General features: G+C 54.6%; 13 protein-coding genes. 6 read left to right on the top strand and 7 right to left on the bottom strand.

The features are described from left to right. The first annotated feature begins 241 nt into the window (after positions 1 to 241). The 3 genes from galU (at position 242) to ACT2B1_RS20465 (ending at position 2,304) form a co-directional block, all read left to right on the top strand. Positions 242 to 1,135: a UTP--glucose-1-phosphate uridylyltransferase GalU gene (gene galU, locus ACT2B1_RS20475; protein WP_171125188.1), complete on the top strand. Its 894-nt coding sequence runs from the start codon at positions 242 to 244 to the stop codon at positions 1,133 to 1,135. Positions 1,136 to 1,366: 231 nt separating this feature from the next. Then, the gene (locus ACT2B1_RS20470; RefSeq protein WP_481669070.1) at positions 1,367 to 1,783 is read left to right on the top strand and encodes a DUF2793 domain-containing protein; all 417 of its coding nucleotides are present in this window, start codon (positions 1,367 to 1,369) and stop codon (positions 1,781 to 1,783) included. Positions 1,784 to 1,791: 8 nt separating this feature from the next. Further along, positions 1,792 to 2,304, top strand: a complete 513-nt coding sequence (locus tag ACT2B1_RS20465) for a hypothetical protein (protein ID WP_254429200.1) — start codon at positions 1,792 to 1,794, stop codon at positions 2,302 to 2,304. 139 nt (positions 2,305 to 2,443) lie between these two features. Here ACT2B1_RS20465 and otnC read toward each other — a convergent pair whose 3' ends face one another. The 7 genes from otnC to ACT2B1_RS20430 are packed head-to-tail and all read right to left on the bottom strand — an operon-like array spanning position 2,444 to position 8,767. Continuing rightward, a complete protein-coding gene (otnC, locus tag ACT2B1_RS20460) occupies positions 2,444 to 3,085 on the bottom strand; it encodes a 3-oxo-tetronate 4-phosphate decarboxylase (RefSeq protein WP_481669069.1) in 642 nt (213 codons plus the stop codon). Then, the gene (gene otnK, locus ACT2B1_RS20455) at positions 3,082 to 4,359 is read right to left on the bottom strand and encodes a 3-oxo-tetronate kinase (protein WP_171123439.1); all 1,278 of its coding nucleotides are present in this window, start codon (positions 4,357 to 4,359) and stop codon (positions 3,082 to 3,084) included. Before otnK ends, otnC begins: the two co-directional genes overlap by 4 nt. Continuing rightward, positions 4,356 to 5,153: an N-acyl homoserine lactonase family protein gene (locus ACT2B1_RS20450; protein WP_171123441.1), complete on the bottom strand. Its 798-nt coding sequence runs from the start codon at positions 5,151 to 5,153 to the stop codon at positions 4,356 to 4,358. Before ACT2B1_RS20450 ends, otnK begins: the two co-directional genes overlap by 4 nt. Continuing rightward, positions 5,150 to 5,437, bottom strand: a complete 288-nt coding sequence (locus ACT2B1_RS20445) for a putative quinol monooxygenase (RefSeq protein ID WP_171123443.1) — start codon at positions 5,435 to 5,437, stop codon at positions 5,150 to 5,152. The genes ACT2B1_RS20450 and ACT2B1_RS20445 overlap by 4 nt, the downstream gene beginning before the upstream one ends. Beyond that, entirely contained in the window at positions 5,437 to 6,948 is a 1,512-nt protein-coding gene (locus ACT2B1_RS20440) for a tripartite tricarboxylate transporter permease (RefSeq protein ID WP_171125196.1), read from the bottom strand. Before ACT2B1_RS20440 ends, ACT2B1_RS20445 begins: the two co-directional genes overlap by 1 nt. A gap of 4 nt (positions 6,949 to 6,952) precedes the next feature. Beyond that, a complete protein-coding gene (locus ACT2B1_RS20435; protein ID WP_171123447.1) occupies positions 6,953 to 7,702 on the bottom strand; it encodes a hypothetical protein in 750 nt (249 codons plus the stop codon). Positions 7,703 to 7,759: 57 nt separating this feature from the next. Beyond that, positions 7,760 to 8,767 carry a Bug family tripartite tricarboxylate transporter substrate binding protein gene (locus tag ACT2B1_RS20430; RefSeq protein ID WP_481669068.1) on the bottom strand — a complete coding sequence of 336 codons (1,008 nt, stop codon included), beginning with the start codon at positions 8,765 to 8,767 and terminating at the stop codon, positions 7,760 to 7,762. Between the two features lie 135 nt (positions 8,768 to 8,902). Between ACT2B1_RS20430 and ACT2B1_RS20425 the strand changes: the two genes are divergently transcribed. The 3 genes from ACT2B1_RS20425 to ACT2B1_RS20415 are packed head-to-tail and all read left to right on the top strand — an operon-like array spanning position 8,903 to position 11,693. Continuing rightward, on the top strand, positions 8,903 to 9,991 hold the full coding sequence (locus ACT2B1_RS20425) for an isocitrate/isopropylmalate dehydrogenase family protein (RefSeq protein WP_171239264.1): 1,089 nt from the start codon (positions 8,903 to 8,905) through the stop codon (positions 9,989 to 9,991). Beyond that, the gene (locus ACT2B1_RS20420; protein ID WP_171125200.1) at positions 9,988 to 11,019 is read left to right on the top strand and encodes a Gfo/Idh/MocA family protein; all 1,032 of its coding nucleotides are present in this window, start codon (positions 9,988 to 9,990) and stop codon (positions 11,017 to 11,019) included. The genes ACT2B1_RS20425 and ACT2B1_RS20420 overlap by 4 nt, the downstream gene beginning before the upstream one ends. Continuing rightward, positions 11,016 to 11,693, top strand: a complete 678-nt coding sequence (locus ACT2B1_RS20415; protein WP_171123453.1) for a GntR family transcriptional regulator — start codon at positions 11,016 to 11,018, stop codon at positions 11,691 to 11,693. The genes ACT2B1_RS20420 and ACT2B1_RS20415 overlap by 4 nt, the downstream gene beginning before the upstream one ends. Positions 11,694 to 11,757 lie beyond the last annotated feature (64 nt).

Raw genomic sequence — 11,757 nt, 5'->3', positions numbered from 1 at the left:
GATAGTAGGCAAACAATATTCCACTATTTGATATTATTGTTTCCTTTTTGGCATAAATACTCAGCTTTCCCGCTGCATGTTGCCGCAGTTCATTTTGACTCCCAATCTTCGTGATGGCACCATTTCCCATGACGCAGCATCCTGCATCAAACGGCGTTGATCATTCTGCGCGCACAGCCTAAGACGAAGCCACGAGAGCAAAGCGATTTTCGGGCAAATTTTTTTTAACTTGAGAGGTAACATGGCACGCAAGGTCACCAAGGCGATTTTTCCAGTTGCGGGTCTGGGTACACGCTTTTTGCCAGCAACTAAATCCGTCCCCAAAGAGATCATGACGCTGGTCGACCGGCCACTGGTTCAATATGCGATCGACGAGGCGCGTGCGGCCGGTATCACCGAGTTTATTTTCGTAACTTCGCGGGGAAAATCCGCGCTAGAAGACTATTTCGACCACAACCACATCCTTGAGCAAGAACTAAAGGCCAAAGGCAAGACGGACCTTCTTGAAACACTCAATGCCACCAACATGGAAAGCGGAGCGATTGCCTATATCCGCCAGCACAAGGCGCTGGGTCTTGGGCACGCCGTGTGGTGCGCGCGCCGCCTGATCGGGGACGAGCCTTTTGCCGTTATGCTGCCAGACGACGTGATCGCCGCCGACAAGCCCTGTTTGCAGCAGATGGTCGAAGCCTACCAAGAAACCGGCGGCAATATGGTTGCGGCCATGGAAGTTCCGCATGAAAAAACCCAATCTTATGGTGTGCTGGATGTTGGTGAGAATATCGGATCCGTCGTGCGCACCCGGGGCATGGTGGAAAAACCCAAACCAGAGGACGCGCCGTCCAACCTGGCCGTGATCGGGCGCTATATCCTGGGACCATCGGTTCTGTATAACCTGAACCAGAAGAAAAAAGGCAGCGGTGGCGAAATCCAGCTTACCGATGCGATCGCCGAAGATATCGGAAACGGTGTTCCGGTTTTTGGCTACAAGTTCGAAGGTCAGCGTTTTGACTGCGGCTCGAAGTCCGGCTTCCTGCAGGCAACGGTCGCATATGCACTGTCTCGCGAAGATCTGCGTGACGACCTGCGTGAATACATTCACGAAGTGATCTCTTCGGACAAGGCGGCTCAGTAACGGCCGCCTAACGTACACGGTTACCTATGTCCAAGCGCCGGGCTGGTGGCAGAAACTGAAACCTGCCCCGTGCCGACCGGGTCCAATCCCCAAGAATTAACGATTCTTTTCTGATGCGTTCGTGCAAGTCGGGAAGGATTCACATCTCTGCACTCACTGTGGCCCGCATTGCGTATGTCATTTCGACAGCCACAGGAGGACCCCGTATCACAAAACTCACCCCGACTGGACTTGCCATTTATTCAACAGCCGCAAGCGCAGAAACACGTCACGCATAATGAAGCACTCAGGAAACTGGACGTCATCGTACAGTTGAGCGTCGCCTCGGCAGGCGCAATCAATCCTCCGCCCGCACCGGATCAGCGAGAAGTTCACGCTCTGGGGGCGGCGCCTACGGGTGACTGGGCAGGGCAAGCTGGCAAACTGGCCGCGTGGCTGGACAATGCGTGGCATTTCGTAAGCCCCGTATCAGGATGGCGCGCATGGGATGAAAGCCAATCCCGGCTGATCGTCTGGGACGGGTCAGACTGGGTGGATGCCCCTATTGCAACCCAAAACCTGAAAGGGATTGGTATTTCCGCGACATATGACGAGACAAACCGGCTGCCGTTCGGTCTGCCGCGTCGTTGCTCAGCCATGATGGGCTAGGTCATCAGTTGAAGATCAACAAGGCCAACGCGGCCGAAACTGCATCTTTGCTGTTTCAATCGAATTGGACAGGGCACGCAGAAATGGGGCTGTCCGGCAGCACAGGATTTTCCATCAAGGTCTCACCAGACGGAAGCAACTGGACCGACGCACTCAGCTTTGACCCGGCCTCTGCCATTGCAAGCGGTGCAGCCGTTCAAAACAGTTCAGATGATACAACGCCGGGTCGCCTGATGCGCGCAGACTTCGGCTACGGCCCCGGCAACCTGTTGGGCACAGTATCTTCAAATGGCGACGTACCGACCGGAGCGGTCATTGAACGCGGAACAACACCTGACGGGGACTATGTTCGGTTTGCAGACGGCACGCAAATCTGCACCGCGACACTGAACCCGACTTCCTGCACAGCGTCAGACGGTTCTCTGTTTGCCAACGGGACCGACGTCTGGTCGTTTCCTATTGCATTTGCAGCGGGCTCCACTCCAGTTATCAGCGGTAGTGGCAGCACCACCACCCTGTAGGCGCGCTCATAACGCTGCGCTCCTGCTATTGATTTCGTTCATCAATTTCAAGTGTGCTTGCCCATAACTTTGCGCCGTATTTGCGCACAATTTTGCACGATTTGCCCAAAAGTTTGCACGCCCCCATTTCGGTGTCGAATTACATCCTTCCGAAAGTCTTTTTGAGTTCTGCGACTTGTGCTGCATCCAACATCCGGGTTGGCATGTCCCGCAATGCCACGAGCAGCTTGGCTGTTTCTTCTAACTCTTCTGCTGCACAGACCACCGAGAAGAGGTCCTTTCCCGATACGACTGGTCCGTGATTGGCCAACAGAACAGCACTAAATTTGCCGCCCAGTTTACGGATCAGATCACCTGATTTCGGATCACCCGGCTTGACGTATGGAACCAGTTTGACCGTGCCGACGCGCATCACCACGTATGGCGTAAGCGGTGGAATACAGTCGTCTGGATCGGTGTCTTCCAGACACGACAGTGCGGTGGCCCAGGTCGAATGCAGATGAACCACGGCGCCCGCTTCTGGTCTTGTCTCATAGAAAGCTTGATGCAGAAAGACTTCCTTGGTCGGCTTGTCTCCCGAGACGTGGTTGCCATCCAAATCAATCTTGGCGATGCGCTCGGGGTCGATATCGCCCAAGGTGGAATTTGTTGGCGTCATGAGGATCCCGTCATGTAAACGCGCGGAGACATTGCCCGCAGTGCCAACGGAAAAGCCACGTGCAAACAGTGAGGCACACAGCTCCGACATTTGCTGTCGTAATGCCTTTTCTTCAGAACTCATTTGCCGGCCTCCATCATTCTGAGAGCCTTCGCGAAAAAGTCCGGAGCGCCAAAGTTTCCAGATTTTAGAGCCAGCGCAATGGGTTCAGTTTTTCCGACGCTCAGGACAGGTACGCCCGGGTCGATCTCTGGACCAATTGACATGGCCGGAGACCCCAGTGCCTCAGAGACAGCCTTGGCGACAGCTCCCGACGTCTCTCCTCCAGCCACCACCAATCGCTTGTAGCTCTTCTGAACAAGTTCTCGTGCTGTATCCGCAAAGAGATTGTCCAGCTTTTCCGCCACAGCGTCCTGACCGAATTTGTTTTGGATCGCGCGCACATCATCCGGGCTTCCTGATGAATACGCGAGCGGCGCCTGACCCGGATGCGTTTCAAAGAAATCCAGAAGCGTTTGCGTGGTTACATCCCCGGACATGACACCTGGAACATCAATGACGAACGTCGGATTGGATTCCGCATGAACATCGATCTGCCCGCGTGTCGCACCTGAACAAGACCCTGCAAGGATAGCGGCGGGCCCTGCGATACCAGTGAACGCAATGCCAACACTTTTGGATGAAGCCTCTCTCAGGAAGTTTCTTGGTAGACCCAGCGCTATACCCGATCCCCCAGTAATGAGCTTGGCATCCTTTAGAGCTTCGCCCCAGGCCAACAAATCTTCATCCGAAATCGCATCACCGATCACAAAGCGCCCGTCTGCGTTCCGCAATGCATCAGAAATCGCCTCTGGTCCCTGCTTCACGGTGTCAACTGGCACCGACCCAACCGCTTCTTCGGTCTGATGCTGCAACCAACGCCTAATGTTGGCATCCGTCATCGGAGTAAGGGGGTGATTTTCCATCCCGGACTCGTTCAACAGCCTGCCGAGCACAAAAAGATGACCGTGATAGACCGTGCGTCCCGTTGTAGGAAAGGCCGGGCAGAAAATCACTTTTTGCGCGCCCAGTTCGTTGGCCAGCGCTTCCGCAACGGGGGCGATATTTCCTTCCATCGTGGAATCGAATGTCGAGCAATATTTGAAGATGAACTGCTGGCATCCTTGGTCCACGAGCCACCTCAAGGCACTCAGACTGTCTGCAACCGCTTCCTCGACCGGTGCCGTGCGGCTCTTGAGCGAGATCACACCCGCTTCGATCTCTTCGCTGGCCGGGGTCATCGGAATACCCGGGAACTGAGCCGTTCGTAACCCACCTTCTGGCTCAACGCCCTTCGCCAAGGTGTTCGCAATGTCGCTCGCACCAGTGAAGTCGTCCGCTATGACACCGATTTTCATAGTTCAATGTCCCGCGTCGGCCCTGGATCCAGCCTATGGATATGCGGTGCCGCGCCTACGGGAAATACCTCACGCACAAGTGGATCATGGCCGGGCACGATAAGCCTAGGACGCGAGGCCAACCTCTCGAGTGTCTTGAAGCCGTCCATCATGTCTTGCAAATCGACGACGATAGGAAAAGCTTTGCGCGCCATGAAATTCTCATAATAATGCGAGGCATCAGAGGCGAGTACCATCCACCCGGCTGCCGTTCTTACGCGAACGCATTGCAACCCGCGCGAATGCCCACCGATGCAGTGCACCGTGACCCCATCTGCAATCTCGGCTTCTCCGTCGTAGAACACGACTTTGCCCGAATAGAGACGCTTTACGACCTCGCAGACATGGTCAGCCGTGAAAGGAGCACGCAGGTGATCGTGGCACATGCAGGGACCTGTAGCGAAGGCCATTTCCGCCGACTGCATGTGCAACTTCGCGTTAGGGAACATATGCAGCCCCCCTGCGTGGTCATAATGAAGGTGGGTCACGATGACCTCAGTCACCGCTTCCGGCGCGATGCCTAGTGGCCGCAGAGCTTCGCGAGGGTCCATCGCGATGGGACGACCACGAGCGGCGGCCTCATCGGAGTCGTAGCCAGTATCGACCAGAATGACTTTGTTGCCGCGTTTGAGCACCCAAACGAAATAGTCCATCGCATGGGGAGCATCGTGATTATCATCGATGATGAAACTATCAGCTCGCGTCCGGGCGTTGCGATCCGCGTATTTCACGGCGTGAATTTCCCAATCGTTCATCGGATAACCTCGGAATAATGCTGAACCACCTTGGTGGCGATCATATCAGCCACTGCCGTATCAAAGGACTGAAAATGCGCGCTTTCTAGGTGGGCAGAGAACGCCACGCTGTCATCATAAACCTCATAGAGAAAAACTGTCTCAGGATCGTCGCCGAGACATACGTCAAACTGCCGGCATCCGATTTCTTCACGCAAAGAAGTTGAAGCGTTTTCGACCATAAGCGGCAAGAAGATATCTCTGTTACCGGGCTTGAGAGTGAAGGTGACAGTAACCGCAAACATCAGACTGAAATTCCTTTTAGGCGTGAGAACGCGCGTTTCGCGACGGGCAGTTGGCTGAGGATCAGACCAATGTTGAGCACCAGCAGAATGGCCGCACCAGGCCGAGAAAAGAAGACCGAAGGATCCCCATCCGACAGGAACAGCGACCGACGAAAGGTTTCGTCAAACAGGCTGCCCAGAATAACGCCTATCACCAACGGCGCGATTGGGTACTTCATGAGGCTCATGAAATAGGCAACAGCGCCGACGCCAAGCATCAGGTAAAGATCATTGATGCCGCCGCCGACGCTGAAAGACCCGATGGTTGTCAGAACCATAACGACGGGCAAGAAGATGGTCTGCGGGATGGCGAGTATTTTGATAAAGACCCGAGCAGTGAACAGGCCCATTAAGAACATTGTCAGGGAGGCCAGCACTAAAATTGCAACCACGCGCAGAATGATCTCGGGGTCTATCGTCGGACCTGGGATCACGTTGTTGATCTTGAAAGCCCCCATCAAAGCCGCGGCGGGTGGTGAACCGGGAATGCCCAAAACCAAAAGCGGGATCAGCGCCCCCCCAATGCAGGCGTTATTTGCTGTTTCAGAGCACAGCAGACCTTCCAATGACCCTTTTCCAAACTTGTCGCCCTCGGCAGATACGGTCTTGCCGACACCGTAGCTGACCCAACCGGCGACATCTTCACCCACGCCAGGAAGCGCTCCTACCCCGGTCCCGATCACCCCAGACCGGCCAATGGTCGGTAGATAGCGTAGGATGGAGCGTAGGTTCGGAAGGATGCGACCTTTCAGGGCCAGAACTTTCCCGGCCTCAACGTGCCTCAAACCGTCAATGATTTGGGGAATGGCAAAGGCCCCCATCAAAACTGGGACGACCTGAAACCCGCTCATCAGATAGGACCAGCCGAAAGTATAGCGCGGCTCAGACAACAGAGGGTCGAGCCCCACCATGGACATCGCAAGCCCGATCAAACCGGCGATCCATCCCTTAATCACCAGGTCTTCGCTCATTAAAGTGCCAGAAAGCAGAATGCCGAACAGGGCCAGCAATGCTTTCTCCGGGCTTGCGATGTTCTTTGAAACCAAGAGCAGAGCCCACACGAAAATCAAAAGCGTGATGGTCCCGATAACTGTGCCAATGAAGCTGGCCGTCGTGGTCAGCCCTAGTGCTTCGCCCCCTCGACCCGCTTTGGCCAGTGGGTAGCCATCCATGGCCGTCGCCGCGCTGGCTGCCGTGCCCGGAATGTTCAGCAAAATAGACGGGTAAGAGCCGCCGTAAATCGCGCCGACATAGGCCCCGAGCAAAGCGATGAGCGAATAGTCGAGCGGGATTTTGTTGCCGAAGAAACCCGTCAGGATCGTCACAGCCAGGGTTGCCGTAAGGCCGGGCAGTGCGCCGAACGTGATGCCCAGGAACACGGAAGCGATCAGATACAGATAGGTCAGCGGGTCTACTGCCAGGCCCACGAATGCGGTCCCAAACCCAGCCAGTTGCGAAAGGATAAAGTCCATCCGGTCAGTCTTTCCATAGCGGACGAAGCGTCACGTAGTAGTGGTATTCGATTTGCTTGAAGATCAGCCCGCCGCGCGCGGGCACGTTCTGCCGGAAAACAAAGGCCATCGCACAAACGAGGATGAGCGGGGCAAGTATTGCCACCAATGGAACGAACCGCAAAACGCGCTCTGAAGCCGCTTTGGTCAATACCACTAGTGTTAACGCCACCCACAAGGCCAGTGTGAACCAATCATCAGCGTGTGCATTCCAATCCGCCTGAGCAGGAAACACGGCGAACGCAAACAAACCGGCGACGACAACTGCTATACAAGCCACCAAAGCACGCCGCGCATGACCCCCGTAGTAACCGTAAGTCAAAGCCGTGATCAGCAACCCAGAGCACAGAATGAAGTCCACTCTGGGAACCAGCCCGACGACATATGCAAGAAGAATCAGGCCTATGGTTGAAGCTCGATAGGCTTCCGACTTATCCCATCCGACCCCTAAAGCACTGAGCGCGTGTTGGGCTCCTCCTGAACGGATCGAAATCGCCAGCAACACGAAGGACAAGACAAGCAATCCACCGAAGATGAACAGCGGTACAATTGCTGCCGAGTTGTACCAATCAGACCCATTTACACCTGCGCGGTTTTCACCCCAAAGCGGGATGTCCGACGTCTTCCAAAGGAAAAAAGTGGAAATTGCTATTAGACCAATCGATGCCCAGAAATCGCGCGCCCGCATGATCAGTGTATCGTCAGGTTTGTCCATTGCCTGCCTCTTGTCAGAAAGGGCGCGATCAGGCGCGCCCTTGAAAAAGTGATAGGATTATGGCTTCTCGATACCCAGCGATGCCGGATCTACGGTCGCTGCGCCCAGATCTTGCAAGGTATATGCAAAGGTAGCTTCGAGGTTCGCAAACAGCTCTTGAGCTTCTTCGCCGTGTTGACCACCGACATCATAATTGTTTGCAGTGGCCCATTCAGCGACGGTGTCGGAGGCAATCGCTTGCTCGAAGGCATTACCAAGCGCGGCCTTTACGTCGTCCCCGGCTGAACTGTGAACTGCAAACCCGATGGCCTGCTTGAGCGGCAAATACTGATCGAGACCGTCATAAATGCCAAAGGCAGAAGGCACTGTTGCCCCTGCAATCTGCGCATCTTCGGGCGTCAACATCGCAAGCGGTTTAAGTTGACCGCCTTCGATCAACGCGGCCTGTTCAGCTAGAGAAGTCACAACCAACGCAACTTCACCTGCTATCGCTGCTTCCTGCCCTGGCGCTGAGCCTTTGTATGGAACAAACTTGAATTCTGCACCGGATCCTTTTTCGATGGCCAGAAGGTTCAAGTGGTGGATCGAACCTGCGCCGGAAGCCGCAGCCGGAATAGTCCCAGGAGCAGCTTTCGCAGCGTCGACCAGTTCTTCCAGAGTATTGTAAGGGCTGTCTGCCGGAACCGAGATCAGATCAGGTGATCCGCCAACGATAAACGGATACCAAAAATCAAATTTCTTATCCCAACCACCCTGCACGGCAGCGGTGACGTTAGACTCTGACAGACCAACCAATGTGTAGCCATCGTCCGGTTGGTTCATGACGTAGACCATGCCGTTGGAGCCCGCGACCCCACCTGTTTGATTGATCACATTGATCGAGACCGGAAGGTGATTTTCCATCTCGGCCATGATCATACGGTTAATTGTGTCCGTCCCGCCACCGGCCCCCCAGACCACAGCTGTGGTGATATCACGATAGGGGTAATCCTGCGCAGACGCCGTCCCTGTAATACCGGTCGCCAACACCGCCGCGGCCACCAACCGCCCTAGTTTTCGTTTCATTTCCAAGTCCTCCCAAACAACTTTGCGTTTATTATTGCATTTATTTGCGTATACATTAAAGAATGCGCTGTCAACGGACTGTAGTGGAAGCTGCTATCGCGCTATTAATGCGAAACGGGAAGGAAGCGGGCCAAAATGAAAAAGACTTACGATGTCGCAGTGTTCCACGGGGATGGGATCGGCCCTGAAATTATGGGCCCTACGCTTGAAATTCTGCACCACCTCTCGCTCGGCAACCGCACCTACGAACTGGCGTTTACAGACGCGCCGGCAGGTGCAGGCCACTACGCCAAAACTGGAGAATCGTTTCCGGCTGGATCACTCGAAACTGCACGCAACGCTGACGCGATTCTGCTGTCTGCAATGGGCTTACCAGATGTTCGATACCCTGACGGAACCGAGATTTCACCGCAAATCGATCTGCGAAAGCAACTGGGACTTTTCGCTGGTGTACGACCAGTAAAGGTAAGCAGTGGACAAATGACCCCCTTGGCGCTGCCTCCCGGAAAAGAGATCGACTTTGTCTTGATACGCGAAAGCACAGAAGGACTGTTCTTCACCCAAGGCGCTGGCGAAGTTACCGAAGACGAAGCACGTGAAACTCTGTTGATCACTCGTGAGGTGTCCGAAAAGCTGTTCCGTTTCGCGTTTGAACTCGCCCAGAACCGCAAAAGAACCGGGCGCGGTCAGGGTCGAGTTACATGTGTCGACAAAGCCAATGTATTCCGCGCCTTTGCATTCTTCAGATCGATGTTTGATGCAGAAGCCGCCCACCATCCCGATTTGCAGGCAGACCATGCTTATGTTGATGCCACCGCACTGTGGATGGTCCAAAAACCTTGGGAGTTCGATGTCATGGTGACCGAGAACATGTTCGGAGACATCCTCTCCGACCTTGGTGCAGGTCTCATGGGCGGTCTTGGACTGGCTCCGTCAGCGGATATCGGATTGAATCACGCTGTGTTCCAACCCTGCCATGGTTCCGCTCCAGACATTGCAGGACAGGGTATTGCCAACCCCTTTGCGATGATCCTGTCCGCAGCAATGATGCTTGAATGGTTGGGGTTGACCCATGATCACCCAGGCCTGTCCAACGACGGCGAACGGTTGCGTGAAGCCGTGGAAAAGGTGACTGCGAACGGACAGAACCTGACGCGTGACCTAGGTGGCACCGCCGGAACGCAGGACGCAGCCTCATCGGTATTGGAAGCATTGCGGGCATGAATACTCAACAAGCCATCAGGGTCGCGTGTGTGGGTGCGGGGTATTTCAGTAGGTTCCACTACGAAAGTTGGTCCCGAATGCCCAGAGCGGATCTGATTGCATCCTGCAACCGTGATATCAACAAGGCGAAGAAAACAGGACTGGCCGCTTACGATGATCTGTCAAAAATGCTGGAGGCGGAAAAACCAGATCTCGTGGACATCATTCTTCCACCTGTGGCGCAGGCCGACGCCATTCGAACTGCGCTGCATTCGGGCATAAAATGGCTGATCTGCCAAAAACCTTTCTGCATGTCTCTGGATGAAGCGGAGAAGATCGTTTCAGAGGCTGAAGCGGTAGGTGCAACCATTGTCGTACATGAGAATTTTCGCTTTCAGCCTTGGTATCGTGCAATCAAGGTGGCGATGACCGAGGGTCGAATTGGAACACCTCTACAAGCGACTTTCCGGCTTCGGCCCGGCGACGGACAGGGACCGCGAGCCTACCTGGACCGGCAGCCGTACTTTCAAAAAATGCCACGTTTCCTAGTTCATGAGACAGCGGTTCACTGGGTAGACACATTCCGATTTTTGTTCGATGCGCCCAGCGCAGTTTATGCGGACTTGCGCCAAGTTAACCCCGTTATCTCGGGCGAGGATGCAGGTTACATCCTGTTTGACCACCCCAAAGGTTTGAAAGCTCTGTTCGATGGCAACAGATGCCTTGACCATAGCGCCAAAAACCCGCGTCAGACCATGGGCGAAGCTCTCATCGAAGGAACGGAAGGATCACTAGTTCTTTACGGCGACGGTTCCGTTGACCTCCGCGCGTTTGGAAAACAGGAGAGACAGCAGATTCTACCTCCAAGCGATCATGATGGATTTGGAGGAGACTGCGTTCACGCCTTGCAAAGTCACGTCATTTCGGGCCTTCTACTGGGCACGCCTTTGGAAAACACGGCCCGAGACTATTTGGATGTGATCCGCATTGAAGAGAATATCTACCTCTCAGCTGCGGAAGGACGAAAAATCAACCTGGAGACACCGTGAAGGATCAGGACGCAAAAACTCTTTCCAATACACAACGCGCTGTTAGGGATTTGCGGCGGATGATCCTGTCTGGCGAACTTGCGGCCGGAACTGACCATCTGGAGTCGGAACTCGCCGAGACCCTTGGCATGTCCCGCACCCCGATACGGGAAGCTGCGCTGATGTTGGAAAGTAAGGGGTTGCTGGAAATGCGACCCCGAAAGGGCGTTCGGATACTGCCTGTTTCATCAGATGATATGCGTGAAATCTACGACATCCTTACGGAACTTGAGAGTCTCGCGGCACAGCGCGCTGCCGAAGCGGGTTATTCAGAAGATGAACTGGCGGTACTCGCTGGATCAATTGCGAAGATGGACCAAGCCATCGAAGCCGAAGACCTTGAAGCGTGGGCAGAGGCAGACGAGTTGTTTCATCAAGAGCTCGTTCGGTTGGGCGGCAACCAACGAGTCGAAGCGATTGTTGCCATGATGAGCGACCAAGTCCGCCGCGCGCGTGCAACGACGTTGTTCATCAGGCCCCTGCCCGTTAAATCCAACGAAGATCACCGGGTTGTTTTTCAAGCGATTAGTGAAGGTCGTCCAGATGCCGCCCGTGAACGCCATCGAGAACACAGGCTGCAAGCACAGGCTATGCTTTGCGGGATACTCGAAAAGCATCGGCTTAACAGCCTCTGATTTTCTCGCATCCGGTCGTTAATCAACTAGAATAGCTGCTTTTTTAGGCACAAAAGACTCTCCG

The sequence above is a fragment of the Ruegeria sp. S263 genome (assembly GCF_056780525.1).
This window is presented reverse-complemented; position numbering and strand designations above follow the sequence as displayed.